The sequence below is a fragment of the Rhizobium sp. Leaf262 genome, assembly GCF_001422245.1.
Classification (GTDB): domain Bacteria; phylum Pseudomonadota; class Alphaproteobacteria; order Rhizobiales; family Rhizobiaceae; genus Agrobacterium.
The window spans coordinates 98,188-115,282 of record NZ_LMMM01000012.1; the positions used below are offsets into that span (position 1 = coordinate 98,188).

12 protein-coding genes, 1 tRNA gene and 1 pseudogene are annotated in these 17,095 nt (G+C 57.4%); 7 read left to right on the forward strand and 7 right to left on the reverse strand.

Annotated elements, in window-relative coordinates; all coding sequences use genetic code 11:
- Positions 1–198: 198 nt before the first annotated feature.
- Positions 199–275: transfer RNA gene (locus tag ASF29_RS11525), tRNA-His, on the reverse strand.
- 398 nt (positions 276–673) lie between these two features.
- Between ASF29_RS11525 and ASF29_RS11530 the strand changes: the two genes are divergently transcribed.
- The 4 genes from ASF29_RS11530 (at position 674) to ASF29_RS11545 (ending at position 7,994) form a co-directional block, all read left to right on the forward strand.
- A complete protein-coding gene (locus tag ASF29_RS11530) occupies positions 674–4,288 on the forward strand; it encodes an ATP-binding protein (protein WP_062450826.1) in 3,615 nt (1,204 codons plus the stop codon).
- A gap of 192 nt (positions 4,289–4,480) precedes the next feature.
- Positions 4,481–6,070, forward strand: a complete 1,590-nt coding sequence (locus ASF29_RS11535) for an iron ABC transporter permease (protein ID WP_156462654.1) — start codon at positions 4,481–4,483, stop codon at positions 6,068–6,070.
- A gap of 123 nt (positions 6,071–6,193) precedes the next feature.
- Positions 6,194–7,285, forward strand: a complete 1,092-nt coding sequence (locus tag ASF29_RS11540) for a GSCFA domain-containing protein (RefSeq protein WP_082453470.1) — start codon at positions 6,194–6,196, stop codon at positions 7,283–7,285.
- Positions 7,278–7,994 carry a hypothetical protein gene (locus tag ASF29_RS11545; RefSeq protein ID WP_062450828.1) on the forward strand — a complete coding sequence of 239 codons (717 nt, stop codon included), beginning with the start codon at positions 7,278–7,280 and terminating at the stop codon, positions 7,992–7,994. Before ASF29_RS11540 ends, ASF29_RS11545 begins: the two co-directional genes overlap by 8 nt.
- 268 nt (positions 7,995–8,262) lie before the next feature.
- On the opposite strand, the gene ASF29_RS11550 is transcribed toward ASF29_RS11545, so the two are convergent.
- The 5 genes from ASF29_RS11550 to ASF29_RS11570 form a co-directional block, all read right to left on the reverse strand.
- Complete coding sequence (locus tag ASF29_RS11550; protein WP_062450829.1) at positions 8,263–9,075, reverse strand: ABC transporter permease; 813 nt, start codon at positions 9,073–9,075, stop codon at positions 8,263–8,265.
- 1 nt (position 9,076) lies between these two features.
- Positions 9,077–9,985, reverse strand: coding sequence for an ABC transporter permease subunit (locus tag ASF29_RS11555; protein ID WP_062450830.1), 909 nt, complete (start codon positions 9,983–9,985; stop codon positions 9,077–9,079).
- Between the two features lie 12 nt (positions 9,986–9,997).
- Positions 9,998–11,155: an ABC transporter ATP-binding protein gene (locus ASF29_RS11560; protein ID WP_062450831.1), complete on the reverse strand. Its 1,158-nt coding sequence runs from the start codon at positions 11,153–11,155 to the stop codon at positions 9,998–10,000.
- 78 nt (positions 11,156–11,233) lie between these two features.
- Entirely contained in the window at positions 11,234–12,334 is a 1,101-nt protein-coding gene (locus tag ASF29_RS11565; protein ID WP_062450832.1) for a polyamine ABC transporter substrate-binding protein, read from the reverse strand.
- A 134-nt stretch (positions 12,335–12,468) separates the two neighbouring features.
- The gene (locus tag ASF29_RS11570) at positions 12,469–13,887 is read right to left on the reverse strand and encodes an XRE family transcriptional regulator (RefSeq protein WP_062450833.1); all 1,419 of its coding nucleotides are present in this window, start codon (positions 13,885–13,887) and stop codon (positions 12,469–12,471) included.
- A gap of 237 nt (positions 13,888–14,124) precedes the next feature.
- Here ASF29_RS11570 and aceA point away from each other — a divergent pair, with 237 nt between their 5' ends.
- Entirely contained in the window at positions 14,125–15,414 is a 1,290-nt protein-coding gene (gene aceA, locus ASF29_RS11575; RefSeq protein ID WP_062450834.1) for an isocitrate lyase, read from the forward strand.
- 31 nt (positions 15,415–15,445) lie between these two features.
- Positions 15,446–15,691 (forward strand): hypothetical protein, encoded by a 246-nt coding sequence (locus ASF29_RS11580; RefSeq protein ID WP_045229770.1) that lies wholly within the window; start codon positions 15,446–15,448, stop codon positions 15,689–15,691.
- A 9-nt stretch (positions 15,692–15,700) separates the two neighbouring features.
- On the opposite strand, the pseudogene ASF29_RS11585 reads toward ASF29_RS11580, so the two are convergent.
- Positions 15,701–16,573 (reverse strand): annotated as a pseudogene (locus ASF29_RS11585) (LysR family transcriptional regulator).
- Between the two features lie 83 nt (positions 16,574–16,656).
- On the opposite strand from ASF29_RS11585, the gene ASF29_RS24800 reads away from it, so the two are divergent.
- Complete coding sequence (locus tag ASF29_RS24800; protein ID WP_156462637.1) at positions 16,657–16,983, forward strand: hypothetical protein; 327 nt, start codon at positions 16,657–16,659, stop codon at positions 16,981–16,983.
- Positions 16,984–17,095: the final 112 nt, after the last annotated feature.

The window sequence follows — 17,095 nt, forward strand, 5'->3', positions numbered from 1 at the left end:
TACTTTGCAGCGGCAGGTAGATCACAACGATAACGATATTCGCGTGAACCATTGGTAAACACAACCTGTAGGCATTATGTGACGGCTGTGCCTCTGCAAACAGTATCGCAAGAGAGGTGAAGACGTAAGGATGCTCGCGGCATGGCGCCCAAACGCACGGGCTACCTTGGTTTCGTATCCAATTTAAATGTAGAGGAATGGTACGGTTGGGGGGAATTGAACCTCCGACCTCAGGTGCCACAAACCTGCGCTCTAACCAACTGAGCTACAACCGCATACGAAACGCCGCGTTGGCGTCACGGGGGCTCACATACGGGGAGTTTTTCCGTTTTGCAAGTCCTTGCGCAATTTTTGCGAAAAAAGCTTGGGAAAGCAAGCCTGTTTCACTAAGCCAGCGAGCAGGGTGCAAAAAGGCTTTGGATTGCGGGAGCGACATGGTGATTGCGGATTGCAAATTGAAGCGTGCGACCACACATTCACTGCGATGTGCAGTTCTTAGCATTGGGCTTGCGAATTAACTGTAATTGGCAAATCCCGTCGCAGATGATGGACCTATCCACCCTGTGAAGTTATTTAAGATTCTGTTAACATCGAGCCGATGCAGGCTGTATGGTTCCTCATGATGAGGTCTTGCGGTTGCTTGAGGTCAGGTCGTGCCAGAATAGGTCTCCACATGCCCGCCGTTCAATATCCATTTATAGACATTGCCGTTCATGAGCGTGTTCGTGACCATTTCGGTCGCGGCGAAGCCATGGCCCTGTTCTCCATGGATCTGCAAACCGCGCTCTGGGCAAACGGACGCGGTGCGGCGCTGTTCGGCACCCCGATGATCTACGATTTTATCGAGCACGGGCCCAGACAACAGGATGTGACCTTCCGCCAGTTTTCGGCGACCGCTGCGCGTTTGAGCAGGACCGGCGACAGCGGCCAGTTCACCATCCGAATCCACTCCGGTTTCAAGAGTGTATCGGTCATCGCTACCGCAGAGATCATCGAGGTGGAACCTGGCCAGCCTGCCATTCTCTTCACTGCACCGATAGATACCGTCACCCCTTCGCTGGCAGAGCGAGCGCGGCGGATGATCGAGGGTTTCGATGACCCGGACATTCACATGGCCGTGCTGGATGCAGACAGCAAGGTGCTCGCAGCATCACCCGGCTTCGACAAACTCGGCATTACACCGGTCACAACCCGCACGCTCGTTTCCATGGCCTCCGGCCAACGCGGCAAATTGGTGAAGCGTCCCGTACCTGCAGGCAAGGGCTATCTGCCTGCCGCAGCAGGACAATTGTCACAGGACCCGGAGCTGAACCTCCTCTTCGTGGTCGAAACCGTCATCGGTACACTCGATCCGTCGTCAGAGTTCACCCAGACCAAGGCGGAACCGGTACCGCAACAGCGGGTTCAAAACGACGAGCCCGTGATCTCCGTCGAAGAAGCGTCGGACAATAGTGCACAATTCGTCGCCGAACGGCCTGAAGTCGAGGCGCTTGCCGAAGACAGTTTTGAGCCGGAAACATCCGAGATCGTTGGCGACGCCGTTGGCGAAGAGGATGCGGCTGAAGAGCTGTTTCCGACAGCGGATGATCAGGCGGTCGAAGGCGCGACCGAGTTTGCGCAGATCAAACAGGACGTACCAGCCTTTCCGGCAGCGGATGAGGAAGCAGACGTTACGCCTTTGGCCGCTGCGCCCGCGGAAGATAGGGAAGAAGAGCCCGTTGAAACGGTTGCGGCCTTGTCGAGCGAAGAAGCAGCTTTTTCTTTCGATCCCAATCGACGAGCGTCCCGCTTCGTGTGGAAGATTGACGCGGCAGGCCGCTTCAGCTCGATTTCTCACGAGTTCGCAGAGGCAGTAGGCCCGAATGCAGCCGACGTCGAGGGTATGAGCTTTGCCGATCTGGCGGCGCTGTTCAATCTGGACCCCGAAGGCAAGATCATCGAATTGCTGAACCGTCGCGACACCTGGTCCGGCAAAACCATCCACTGGCCGGTCGAGGGCACATCGCTGACCGTTCCCATCGATCTGGCCGCCCTGCCGACCTACACGCGCTCGCGCGAGTTCGATGGCTTTCGTGGCTTCGGCATCGTGCGCATTGGCGATGCCGTGGAAGATCCGAATGCAGTCGGCCTGACACTTGCGGGAACGTCTTTGTCTGAGGAACCACCGACAGCGGATGTTGTCGAACAGGTGCTTGTCGACGAAGACACATTGTTTTCGCTACCGCATGCCGATGAGGAGACTGACGCCCCGACTATTGGTCGGCCGCAGGCGGTAAATGAGAATGTCGCCGAGGAAGGCGTTCGCTTCACGCCGCCGGAACAGGAAGTGCCTGTTCTCAAGATCACCGAAACGCCGAACCGGCGCTATTCGGACAAGATAGTGCAGTTCGAAGATCGTCGCGCCAAAAGCCGCGAGCCTTTGACCGCCAATGAGCAAGCCGCATTCCAGGAAATCGCCCGCACGTTAAAGCCGGTGCAGGACGAATCTGATGCGCTTGACGATGTCCGTGACATCGAGGCTCTGGAGGTGCCAGACGTTGCCCCATCTGCGCCGGAGCCAATGCATGACGACGACCACGGTATGGAAGCCGTGCCCGAGGCATCGCCTGTGGTGTCCACCGAGCAGGAGGCAGCATCTGTATCTCCTCTCATCGAGGACGAAGATGATTTTGCCGACTATACGCGTGGCGACGAGCCGGTAAGCTTTATTGCTCCTCAGCCTGCGTCTCGGTTCACCGAAATAGAAACGCCTGCTATCGAAACCCATGTGCCGCAACGCCCCGTGGCTTTGAGCGGCGAAACAGTCGACCAGATGCCGGTCGCGCTCCTCATTCACAGCGGTGATCGTTTGATCCACGCCAACCCGGAATTTCTGCGTTTGACGGGTTACGGCTCCATCGATGAACTGGCAGAGGTCGGCGGTCTCGACGCCTTGCTGCAACGTGACGAACTCGACGCCGTTTCCGAGCGGTCCGGCGGCATGATTGCCGTGACGGCTGAAAATGACCTTATCCCCGTCAAGGCGCGGTTACAGTCCATCCGTTGGGAAGATGCCGCGGCGTTGATGCTGTCGTTGATCCCGACGGACGAACCTGGCAGCAATCCTGTGCCCGCCAATGAAAACGCGCAGGTACAGACAAGCCTCGATGAAACCGAGGTCAGCAGCCTGAAGGGTCAGGTCGAGGAACTGCATTCCATTCTCGAAACAGCAACAGACGGCGTGGTTCTCCTGGCCGAAGACGGCACGATCCGCTCTCTCAACCGTTCGGCAAGCGCCCTTTTCAATTACGATAATAATGAAATTTCGGCCAAGCCGTTCGTGACGCTGTTTGCCCATGAGAGCCAGCGTGCTGTCCTGGATTATCTTTCGGGCCTCGCCAACAACGGTGTTGCCAGCGTGCTCAATGACGGGCGCGAAGTCATCGGGCGCGAAGCTTCCGGCGGCTTTCTGCCCTTGTTCATGACGATCGGCAGGCTGAAGTCTTCCAACGGATATTGCGCCGTCATTCGCGACATCACGCAGTGGAAGCGGACCGAAGAAGACCTGCGAAACGCCAAGCGTGTCGCAGAAACCGCCAATGCCCACAAGACGGACTTCCTGGCGCGGGTCAGCCATGAAATCCGCACCCCCTTGAACGCAATCATCGGTTTTGCGGACATGATGGCGACGGAACGCTTCGGCCCTGTTGGTCATCCGCGTTACATCGAATATTCCAACGATATCGTCCGTTCCGGGCGGCATGTTCTGGACATCGTCAACGACCTGCTCGATATTTCCAAGATCGAGGCTGGACAGATGGATGTCGACTTCAAGGCGGTTGCCTTGAACGATACGATTGCCGAAGCGGTGTCCATTGTCCAACCACAGGCGAACAACCAGCGCGTCATCATCCGTACAGCACTGTCGCAATCGGTCCCGCAGATCGTCGCCGATCTTCGTTCGATCAAGCAGATCATGCTCAACATCCTGTCGAATGCCATCAAGTTCACACCGTCCGGCGGGCAGATCGTGGTTTCCACGGCATACGAAGCCAATGGCAGCGTCATCCTTCGCATTCGCGATACCGGCATCGGCATGACGCGCTCGGAGTTGGAGCAGGCGATGAAGCCGTTCCGTCAGGTTTCCGCCTCCAGCAACCGGGTGCGCGGCGACGGAACGGGCCTCGGCCTGCCGCTGACCAAGGCGATGGTCGATGCCAACCGAGCCAATTTTTCCATCACATCGGCTCCCAACGAGGGAACGCTGGTGGAAATCAGCTTTCCCTCGCAGCGCGTGCTTGCGAACTGAACCCATCCGGGATTAGCAATATCCCGGAGCGTCGAACGCTCTTCCTGTTTTGGTCTTCGCATCGGCTGCTTCCGGTGACGGAAGGATAAGAGCTTGCCCCTATCGCCTGCACCACCTGCCCGCGAGCTTTACAGAAGCGTGAGACCTTCGGCACTATCGCTGGGGACGCTGGTGCTTGCCGCAGCCGTTGCGATGCCACTGATCGCGATCTTCACCATGGCCATCACGGGCGGAACCGATGGCTGGCGACATCTGCTGATCAATGTGCTGCCGCGCGCCGGTGGACAGACGGTACTGCTTCTTGTGATGACTGGGCTGATGTCCTCGATATTCGGGATTGGGTCGGCATGGCTTATCAGCACCTTTACCTTCCCGATGCGTCGCCTGTTGTCGGTCGCACTGGTACTGCCGCTTGCCATCCCGTCCTATCTCGCGGCCTATGCGTTCGGTGAGTTCCTTGACTTCACCGGCCCCGTGCAAAGCGCCTTGCGGGCCTTGTTTGGTTATCAGTCCATCCGCGACTACTGGTTCCCCGATATCCGATCGCTGGGCGGCGCGGTACTGGTGTTGAGTTCGGTCCTCTATCCTTACGTCTATCTGTCGGTCAGGGCAGCCTTCGGCCTGCAAGGCCGTTATGCGACGGAAGCCGCCAGAACGCTGGGGGCAAGCACGTTGCGCATATTTCTGTCCGTGCAATTGCCCATGGCAAGACCCGCCATCATCATCGGCCTCGCTTTGGTCATGATGGAAACGCTGAACGACATCGGCGCCGTGGAATATCTTGGCGTTCGCACGCTGACCTTTGCCATTTACGAGACATGGCTGAACCGGGGCAATCTGGCAGGCGCAACACAGATCGCCTCGGTCCTCATCCTCATCGTTGCAGCGCTCATCATCACGGAAAGGCGGGCGCGCAGCCGACAGCGCTTCGCGTCCACCAAGGCCACGGCAATGACGCAGCGCTTTGCGCTGAAGCCGCTTCCAGCCACACGGGGCTGGGCTGCCACGGCGTTCTGCCTGCTGCCGATCCTCTCTGGCTTTGCCATCCCGGTGTTGGTTCTGGGTGGTTATGCGGTCAAACGGCTGGGTGCGCTCTCGGACCCCAAACTCGTGAAAGCACTCGGGCACAGTCTCGAGGTCTCGCTGTCCGCGGCGCTGATCACCCTCGTCTGCGGCTTCATCTTTGCCTATGTGCAGCGGGTCAATGCATCGCCGCTGGCGCGATCGGCAAGCCGCATCGGCTCGCTCGGCTACGGCATACCCGGCACGGTGCTCGCCATCGGCGTGCTGCTGCCTCTGTCGGCGCTCGATAATGCGCTGGATGGGTGGCTGCGACTGCACCTGAATTATTCGACAGGACTCCTGCTATCAGGCACCGCCTTTGCCATCATCTATGCGCACAGCGTGCGCTTCATGACGCTGGCGGAAGGCACCATCGATGCCGGGTTTCAAAAGCTCTCGCCGCATATCGACATGGCTGCGAGAACGCTCGGTCGCACTCGCACGCAGACCCTTATCGCCGTTCTGCTGCCCAACATCCGGCCTGCCGCCATCACAGCGGCGCTGCTTGTCTTCATCGAATCCCTGAAGGAACTGCCCGCCACCATCATGCTGCGGCCCTTCAATTTCAACACGCTGGCAACCCTCGTCTACGAAGATGCCTCACGCTCCAAGGTGCAAGACGCCTCCATCCCCGCCCTCATCATCATTGCTGCCGGGCTGATACCCGTATTGCTGGTTTCGCGCTCGCTGGACCGTAAAAACGAGGCAGGCAGGCAGTAATACACCCATCTGCACCAGCCTGAAGAAAGCCTTGCCTAATATGTTTCGCAAGGAAAGTAATGCTGCTCATTCCTCAAGCCCTTTCTTTCCAGCCTGGATCGAGAAGAGGCACGGAGGATACGTATGGGTATCGCACAAACAGATTCCGCAAACGCCGAGCTTGGCTCCCACCCCTACAGCGCCCTGCCCGATCGGGCGATCTGGCGCAAGGCCGTGGCCGAAACCCATGCGTTGCGATTGGAAAATCTGTACAAAAAGAAATTCGACATTTCCCCTCAAACGACGATCGCGACAGCTGGCAGCTGCTTTGCGCAGCATGTTGCAACGTCCCTGAAAAAGAATGGATTTGCCTTCAGGGACTTCGAACCTGCCCCGTCTCTGTTTCCGCCACAGCAGGCCAAGAGCTACAATTACGGGGTCTATTCCGCACGCTATTGCAACATTTATAGCGCACGGCAATTGCTCCAGACGTTTGATCGGGCATTTGGCCGGTTCGCTCCTGCTGAGCAGGCTTGGCGCAAAGGCGATGGCGTGGTTGACCCATTCCGTCCCCTGCTGGAGCCTGAACCCTTTTCAAGCGTCGCCGAACTGGAACGCTCCCGCCAGTCTCATTACGCTGCGGTACGAGACCTTTTTACAAAGACGGATGTCTTCGTATTCACCCTGGGCATGACCGAAGCCTGGATCGCCAAAAGCGATGGCGCTGTCTTCCCGCTTTGCCCCGGCACGGTTGCCGGTCGGTTTAATGAGAGCGATTATGAATTCAAGAACTTCAACTATTTCGAGATTTTCGAGGACCTCGTCGCCATAATAACTCGCTGGCGCGAGATCAACGCCAATATCAAGTTCGTGTTCACGGTCTCACCCGTTCCTTTGACCGCAACCAAAAGCGATGATCACGTCCTTGCCGCATCGCTATACTCCAAATCCGTGCTTCGTGCGGTGGCGGGTCATCTTTCGAATGAAGCCGACTTCGTTGATTATTTCCCATCCTATGAAATCATCGCGGCCCCCAGCGGGCGCGGGATTTTCTACGATCCCAATCTGCGCACGGTGACGCCTGCAGGCGTCGATTACGTCATGTCACATTTTTTCAAACAGCACAGTGACGATACGCCTGCGGCAGCAACGACTGTAATCAGGCCAATCGAGATTGGCGACCATGAGATCGTCTGCGAGGAAATGATGCAGGCGCAGGAGCTTGGTTATGCTTGAAATCATCGGGGACTCGCACATCATCGCGCTTGCGGAAGCGACAAAGCAAATTTCCTTCACCAGCCGACATGGGCAATTGCGCATCGCCCAGATGGGACATGGTTACAACTTTCTGGAGCCGTTCTTTTCCGTCGAAAACGATGCCGTCGCCTTTACGCAGCCGCCTGCCAAAGCGATCTTCCAAAAGATCAACCCCGATCATCCCGCCGTCATTTGCCGAGATGACCCGCGACGTTTCGTCTTCATGTTCGGTCTCTATCCGAGTTTTGGTATCAATGAAAAGCACTGGACGACACACACCGCTGCATTATGGTCTGCGGATCGTCAGTTCGTTTCTGAAAACGGGTTCAATGCAATTATCGATCACACGCTGAACGAGCCTCTGTCGTTCTTCCGTACATTGGTTAGCATGAACGTGGATTTCTCGGTCGCTTCCTGCTGCCCTGTACCAGCCAGCTATCAAAGACTGGCGGGGAAAACCCAATTCGCAGATGGCGAGATTGCGTTCATCTACAACCGGTTCCGCGACCGCGCGACAGCGCTGCTGGGCGATTTGGGTGTCGCTTGCCACCATCCACCGGCCTCGGTTTATGATGAAGATGGCGCAATGTTCGACGTCTTTGCAAAGCAACCCGGCGATTATCATGCCAATGTCGAATACGGACGTCTGATGCTGGAAAAAATTCTTCTGGAGGTGGAGCAGTCTTGACCGGCTGTCAGGCGAACCACAGCAAAAGAAAAGGCAGCCGAGGCTGCCTTGAAAGTTTGTGCTAATTAACGAGAGTCGGAATAAAACAACATCATGTCTTTGGGCCACCGGCCCGGTCACCCTCTCATTGAGTGCACCCGCGTTGCCTACCATTTGGAACAGGGCCTTTTAACAAAGGGTTAAAAGGTGACTACACCATTTAGGGACAATAAACTGCTAACCCCACCCACTGGATTTTTCCGAAGCAAGGCCCCAAGGCCACGCTGGATCACCCCTTTGCCGCCGCGTGTTCGTCGCGCATGCGCTGTAGTTCGCTACGTTTCGAGGTGATCGAGGCGCAGATGACGCCGATCGTTACAAGTGCGATCAAAATCGTGCAGATGGCGTTGATCTCAGGCGTTACACCAAGGCGCACCTGCGAATAGATCTTGATCGGCAGCGTCGTCGCACCCGGTCCCGTGGTGAAGCTGGCAATGACGAGATCGTCCAGCGACAGCGAGAAGGCGAGCATCCAGCCCGCAACCACACCCGGCAGGATGAGCGGCAGCGTGATGCGGAAGAAGGTTTTGACCGGCGGGCAGCCGAGATCGAGTGCCGCTTCCTCCAGACTGCGGTCGAAAGTCAGCAGGCGTGACTGCACGACGATGGCGACGTAGCACATGGTGAAGGTGGTGTGGGCGATGACCACCGTCCAGAAGCCTCTGTCGACGCCGATAGAGACGAAGAGCAGCAGCAGCGACAGGCCGGTGATGACTTCAGGCATGACGAGCGGCGCGTAGATCATGCCGGAAAACAGCATGCGCCCCGGAAAACGCGCAAAGCGCGTGAGCGACAGCGCAGCCAGCGTGCCGAGGATCGTGCCGATGGTGGCACTGAGGATCGCCACCCGCACCGTGATCCAGGCCGCATCCATCAATCCCTCGTTGGACCACATGGACCTGTACCATTGCAGCGAAAACCCGCCCCAGACCGTGACGAGCTTGGAGGCGTTGAAGGAATAGATGATCAGAATGATGATCGGGATATAGAGAAAGGCAAAGCAGAGGGTGAGGATGGTGGTATCGAACTTGCCGCGCTTCATTTCACGCCACCTTCTTCTGCTGGTTCTGGAAGATGGCAATAGGCACGACGAGCACGAGCAGCAACAGCACCGCAACGGCGGACGCCAGCGGCCAGTCCCGGTTGCCGAAGAACTCCGTCCACAATGTCTTGCCGATCATCAGCGTTTCGGCACCGCCCAATAGATCGGGGATGACGAACTCGCCGGTGATGGGAATGAAGCAGATCATGGAGCCAGCAATGACGCCCGGCAGCGACAGCGGAAAGGTGATTTTCCAGAAGGCTTTCCATGGCGGGCAACCCAGATCGGCAGCGGCCTCCAGCAAGGTCGCATCCAGCTTTTCCAGTGCCGCGTAGAGCGGCAGCACCATGAATGGCAGGTAGGAATAAACGATACCGATGAAGACGGATGTGTCCGTGCGGAAAATATTGACCTGCTGGTCCGGTCCCAGAATGCCGATGGTCTGGAACAGAACCGTCAGCAAGCCCTCCGGCTTCAAAATGCCGATCCATGCATAAACGCGGATCAGAAATGAGGTCCAGAAGGGAAGGATGACCAGCATGACCAGCGTCGGGCGAATGGTACTGGGTGCCCGCGCCATCGCCAGCGCCATCGGGTAACCGATGAGCAGCAGCAGACCCGTGGAGATGAGTGCGATGCGCAACGACGAGAGGTAAGCTTCGATGTAAAGCGGATCTTCCGTCAGGAACAGGTAGTTCTCGAAATCCAGCTGCGAGAAGAAATCGCCGATCTGGCTGAAACCATCGAAGACCGGCACATAGGGCGGCATGGCGATGGCGGTATCGGACAGCGAAATCTTGACGATGATGAGGAAGGGGGCCGCAAAAAACAGCGCGAGCCACAAATAGGGAACGGCAATAACCAGCCAGCGCATCGGGCTCTGCCGGTTTTCAGGTGACGAAATCGCCATGCTAACCCTCCCTCAGCGTGTGAGAACCAGACCGGAATCGGCTTTCCAGTTCAACCAGACCATATCGCCAAAGGTGATGGGCCGGTCAACGAGACGCGAGACGTTGGCCTGTGCCGCGCGCATGATACGACCATCGTCCAGCTTGACGATGAAAACCGAGAAGTCACCGAGATAGCCGATATCCCAGACTTCGCCATGGGCGACGTTGACGGATTTATCCTCCGGCTGGTCCAGCGAAATGCGCACCTTTTCCGGGCGAATGGCAAAGGCTACCTTGTTGCCGGCAACGGCCGAGCAATCCTGCTCGACGGCGACAGCCAGACCTTCGCAATCAAGCACCACCGCTGCGGGCTTGCCGTTGGCGGGTGCCTTTTCCTTGATCTCCGCCTCGAAAATATTGATGTCGCCAATGAAATCGGCCACGTAGCGGCTGTTCGGCGCCTCGTAGATTTCCGCAGGCGTTGCCACCTGCATGATGATGCCCTTGTCCATAACGGCAATGCGGTCGGACACCGTCATCGCCTCTTCCTGATCATGCGTGACAATGAGGAAGGTGAGGCCGAGCGTCTGCTGCAAATCCATCAGCTCGAACTGGGTTTCTTCGCGCAGCTTCTTGTCCAGCGCACCCAGCGGCTCGTCCAGCAAGAGAACCTTGGGGCGCTTGGCAAGCGACCGGGCCAATGCCACGCGCTGACGCTGCCCCCCGGAAAGCTGGCTTGGCTTGCGCTTGGCGAACTCGGTGAGCTTCACGAGACGCAGCATCTCCTCGACACGGGCATTGATGTCGGCCTTTGGCAGATTGTCCTGCTCCAGACCGAAGGCGATGTTCTTTTCCACGGTCATATGGGGAAACAGCGCATAGGACTGGAACATCATGTTTGTCGGCCGCTTATAGGGCGGCACGCCTGAGATATCCTTGCCCTGCAACAGAATGCGGCCCTGCGTCGGCTCTTCGAACCCGGCCAGCATGCGCATCAATGTCGTCTTGCCGCAGCCAGATGGGCCGAGCAGCGAGAAGAATTCCTTCTCGTAAATATCCAGCGTCAGATTATCGACGGCGACGAAATCGCCAAACCTCTTGGTCACATTCTCGAAGCGGATGAAGGGAGCCGATGCCGGATCGGTCCATGGTGAGAATTTGCGTTTTACCGGACCAAGAGATTTCGCCATGAACTATCCCATTTGTTTTATGAAAAGGCTGAACGAGAAAGGGGCAGGATTTTCCACCCGCCCCTTTTTAAAACCCGGTCAGCTGCCGGTTTTTATCTGGGTCCAGACGCGGTTCAGAACGCGCTGTTCTTTCGGTCCATAGGGCGAGATGGTGAAGAGCTTCTTCATCGTCTCGGCGTCCGGGTAAACGCCCGGGTTCTTGGAAACGGCCTCGTCCATCAGCGCCTGGGAAGCCAGGTTGCCGTTGGCATATTGCACATAATCCGAAGCCTTGGCGGCCACGTCAGGCTTCATCATGAAGTTGATGAAGGCGTGGGCAGCATCGACATTTTTGGCATCTTTCGGGATGGCGAAGGAATCCATCCAGATATAGGTGCCTTCCTTGGGGATGACGTAGTTGACTTCAACGCCGTTCTTGGCTTCTTCGGCGCGGGTCTTGGCCTGAAGAATATCACCCGACCAGCCGATGGTGATGCAGCTATCGCCATTGGCAAGCTCATCGATATAGGCCGACGAATTGAAGGTTTTGACCGAAGGACGGATCGCCTTGTAGACATCGCCGCCCGCTTCCAGATCAGCGGTTTCCTTGCTGTCCGGGTTCTTGCCGAGATAGTTCATCGCAATGGCGAAAGTTTCGTCGGAGGCATCGAGAATGTTGATGCCGCAGGACTTCAGCTTGGCCGCATTTTCCGGCTTGAACAGAATATCCCAGCTATCGACCTTCACATCATCGCCGAGGGCAGCCTTGATCTTGGCGACGTTGTAGCCGATGCCCGTGGTGCCCCACATATAGTTGACGGCATATTCGTTGCCCGGATCGTACTGCGACAGGCGCGTGGTGATTTCCGGCCACATGTTCTTGAGGTTCGGCAGCTTGGACTTGTCCAGCTTCTGGTAGACGCCAGCCTTGATCTGACGCGCCAGAAACGGCGATGTCGGCGCGACAACATCATAACCGGAGTTTCCGGCCAAGAGCTTGGTTTCCAGAACCTCGTTTCCGTCATAGACGTCGTAAACGACCTTGATGCCGGTTTCCTTGGTGAATTCTTCCAGAAGGGCAGGATCGATATAGTCGGACCAGTTGTAAACGTGGACGACCTTTTCCTGCGCAAATGCCGTGCCAGCGGCCAGAACGGAGGCGGCAACGGCGAGGCTGAAACGAAGCGAACGATGTTTCATGGTATCTCCTGTTTGAACGCGCCGTGGGAAAGCGCGTGATCCCCTTGTTTTGCCAGAGACTAGAAAGGAAAACTTGTGTCGGCAAGCGGGAAATGTGCAGCGCGGCAATTTCAAACAATTGTGTTTGAAGGCCACTACTGAAAATCGAAAACACTCAAGCCCGTCACCATTTCATCCAGCCCCAGCGGACGCGTCAGCGGTGCCTCCGCCCGCGAAAGACAGCCCTGCCGCTCGCACAGCCGACAGGATGGGCCGATGGCAATGCTGCCCGCCTTGATGCCGACGACATCGCCATACACCGTTTCTTTCGCCAGCGATGCATCGCAGGCCACCATGACAGCCGTGCGACGAATGCGTTCTCCAAAACCTGCCTGCGGCCCATCCAGCGAGCGGGCGATGGTAAGGTACGCCCCGCCATCCGGCATCTCCACCTGCTCTGCCAGTACCTGCCCCGGCTGGGCAAAGGCGGCGTGAACGTTGAGCTTCACACAGAGCCCCCCGAACCGCGCCTGCGGAAAGCCCTGCGCGCCTGCCTTGCGGAAGCGGTTTCCTGCGCTGTCGATCTCCATCAGGAAAAATGGAATGCCTGAAACACCAGGACGCGCCAGCGTGACGAGGCGGTTTGCAGCCTGTTCGAAAGACACGTTGAAGCGCCCGCGCAATATGTCGATGTCATATCGCGCGCGCTGGGCGGCAGCCAGATATGCGCCATAGGGCATCATCAGTGCATGGGCTGCGTAACGGGCAAGCTCGAAGCGGGCGATGCGCTTTGCTTCTTCGCCTGAGAGAGCCAGGGCTTGTAGCTCAGTTCCGATCTCCTCCGTCAGCGCCAGAAGACAGGCCTCCATCGCCATCTCCCGCAACTGGTCCTGCTGCGACAGGCGCTCGGACAGAAACAGCCGCATGGAGTGGCGGTCATAACGGCGGCGCAGATTGGGCATGGCGTGAACCGGCATGGAGCGCACGACGATGCCGTGGTTTTTCTGCAGCCAGTTTTTCAGTGCCTGCGCCAGATCATCCCCGGGAGACAGCGCCGCATGGAATCCTTCAGCCGCCACATCCAATTGCGCAAAATGCGCCGCGCGCCGCTCGAAGATTTCCCTGACTTCATCAATGGGCAGGCGGGTGGCCGACAGCGTCGTCTGATGACCTTCACGCGCTAAGAGATCGGAGAGATCGCTCAGGCGCTGCGCCTGCTCCTTATAGGCGCGATAAAGTTTGGTGATGCCACTGGCCGCATTGGGTGCAGCTTCCGCCACCTCGACCAGTTCCTGCCCGGATGGCACTTCGCCCGCCAGCAGCGGATCGGCAAAGACTTCTCGCAACTGGCTGGCAATGCCACCGCTCTCGCCCTGCAAGTCATCCAAATCGACCTTATAGACGGAGCTGAGTTTTAACAGCAGTTGCACAGTGAGCGGGCGTTGGTTGCGCTCTATAAGATTGAGATAGGACGGCGAGATCGACAGCGCCTCGGCCATGGCCGTCTGTGTTAGACCCAACCCGTTGCGCACGCGCCGAACGCGCGGTCCTGCAAATATCTTGGCCTCCACCAAAACCTCCTCCTTTACAAAATCCACACAACATTGAGCGTTCGCGGTTTTTACAAAATTTACAGTTTTACAATTCCACTCTGTCAAAGACGATACAGCATGACCTCTTTCAAGTCACTGATTTTCCTTTTTATATGGCGTAAAAATTCTCATAATTGTAAATTCAGTCACATCGGATCACACATCTCAACGGAGTAAGGATGTGTGGGTGGTTTGACAGTTCTGACAAGGGAGAGAGACATGACTGATTTTTACAAACTGGTTCCAAATGCGCCACAGGGTCGTTTCGACGGTATCGAGCGCACCTATACGGCAGCGGATGTGGAGAAGCTGCGCGGCTCTGTCACCATCCAGCATTCGCTGGCGGAAATGGGCGCGAACCGGCTGTGGAAGCTCATCAATGAAGAGAGCTATATCAATGCGCTTGGCGCACTCTCCGGCAATCAGGCCATGCAGATGGTTCGTGCCGGTCTGAAGGCAATCTATCTCTCGGGCTGGCAGGTTGCGGCAGATGCCAACACGGCATCCGCCATGTACCCGGACCAGTCGCTTTACCCGGCCAATGCAGCGCCGGAACTGGCAAAGCGCATCAACAAGACCTTGCAGCGCGCCGACCAGATCGAGACAGCAGAAGGCAAGGGCCTGTCCGTCGATACATGGTTTGCGCCCATCGTTGCCGATGCCGAGGCCGGTTTCGGCGGGCCGCTCAACGCGTTCGAGATCATGAAGGCCTTTATCGAGGCTGGCGCTGCCGGTGTTCATTACGAAGACCAGCTGGCGTCTGAAAAGAAATGCGGCCACCTGGGCGGCAAGGTTCTGATCCCGACTGCGGCGCATATCCGCAATCTGACGGCGGCACGTCTTGCCGCAGACGTGATGGGAACGCCAACGCTGGTCATCGCCCGCACGGATGCAGAAGCCGCTAAGCTTCTGACCTCCGACATCGATGAGCGCGATCGGCCCTTCGTGGATTACGATGCAGGCCGCACGGTCGAGGGCTTTTATCAGGTCAAGAACGGTCTTGAGCCGTGCATCGCCCGCGCGAACGCCTATGCGCCCTATTGCGATCTCATCTGGTGCGAAACCTCCAAGCCGGATCTGGAGCAGGCCAAGCGCTTTGCGGAAGGCGTGCACAAGGTGCATCCGGGCAAGAAGCTGGCTTACAATTGCTCGCCATCCTTCAACTGGAAGAAACATCTGGATGATGCGACGATTGCCAAGTTCCAGCGCGAACTGGGTGCCATGGGCTACAAGTTCCAGTTCATCACCCTTGCCGGGTTCCACCAACTCAACTACGGCATGTTCGAACTGGCACGCGGCTACAAGGACCGGCAGATGGCAGCCTATTCGGAGCTTCAGGAAGCGGAATTCGCCGCAGAAATCAACGGTTACACCGCCACCAAGCACCAGCGCGAAGTCGGCACCGGCTATTTCGATGCGGTCTCCGTCGCCATCTCCGGCGGCACCTCATCCACCACGGCGATGAAGGAATCCACCGAACACGACCAGTTCCGCCCGGCTGCGGCATAAGTAAACCAGTCCATTGAACGGAGGAAAGACAATGGCTTCAATTTCCAGAGTTAAGGAACGCACCGAGGAGCAATCCTCATCCATGAGCCAGGATCAGCAAAGCGCGATCCGCATGCTAGCCAACGACCTGCACCGCCTCAACCAGGCCGTCATGAATGCGGTCGAAGCCGGTGTATCCGTAGAGCTCGTCCGCTCCGCCCGCCACCATGGCGGTGACGGAAACTGGGGCGATTTGCTGATCCCCGTCATCGTTGCACAGGGCAAGGCGGCGGCTTGAACCCACGTCTCAAACCGGGCGGCTGTGCCGTCCGGCAAAGAGATCAGCATGCCCCTTGATCAATTTCACCATACGATCCGCCACCGTCCTGATATCACGACGGTGGCGGTCTTCATTGTTCATGACGATCCACTGTTTGTGGCGCAGATCGTCGATGATCTCGCCCTCCCGCACCAGTCGGGCATCAGCATCACCGATGAAACAGGGCAGCACGGCAACGCCCGCACCAGCCAGTGCCAAGTCCAGCAAGGCCGTGGGGCGGTTGACCGTAACCACGATGTTTCCGGCCCTGTTTTCGTGCGGCCAACGCAGGTAAGCGGAAATCGCGCTGTCGGTGGAAACAGCTGCCCAGCAATCCCGGATGGATGCTGCGGCATTGCGCAATCGATAGGCCGCATAGGCAACATTGCCGGTTTTGATGGCGGCGAGATTGCGCTCTTCCGGTTCGAAGGCCCGGATGCCGATATCGTTTTCCCGGTGCGAAAGGCTGGCCCGTTGTTCGGCGACGAACAGATCGATGCGGAAATCATCTCGCTCGCTGCAAATCGCTGAAAAATTAGTGGTCAGCAGATGCGCGTTCCAGGTTCCTGCGGCAATGCGCACCAGTTACGAAGCCGCCCCGGATTTGCGCCAGCCATCGATAGTGCGGGCCGCATCTTCCATGGCGTGAAGCTGGTCCAGCAGCGCACGACCATCGGCGGTCAGCACGTAGCCCGTCTGACTGCGCAGGAATAGTGATTTGCCGAGCGTCTGCTCCAACTCCAGCATCCGCCGCCCGATGGTCGCGGCACTGAGGCCCGACGTTGAGGTCGCGCCGGTGAGGCCACCGCTGCGGGCGACATTGAGGAAAATCTGAAATGCATCCCAGCCGAAGTTTTTCATAGGTGAAAAACATAGGGCATTCTCGGCTGCATATAAATCAAAAAATGGCGCGCATGTTTAAGCCTCGAAATATGGAGGCAATCATGCAGGAGCTTTATTCAGCATTGGCTTTATTGAGGATCACGCACCCGAACAGGCCACGAAACGCGCGGGAGAAAGAGGACAGGTTCTATGCAGACGCCGCAAAAGCATCAGCGCCGTGGCGATTTGCCAAAGCTGCGATCACTCATTTCAGCAACGTTGTGAAAAACTTAATGCAACAGCACCAGAAACGCAGCAATCGCGCCAGCCGAAATCAGGCTGAGGCGGAAAGCATAGACAGCGTTGTCATTGGCGGTGCGAGCAATTGCGATGGCGCGGGCAGGTTTTCTGGACATCATCATGAGCGGCTTCCTGAACGAGAAACATAACCGATCGATGCCGGGTTCCGGCGTCCAGCGGGACATCATGTATCAACTTGCGTTGTGCTGGCATTCGATCAGCATGACTCCGCGTCTCTTAATAAGGCATTAAGATGTCGGG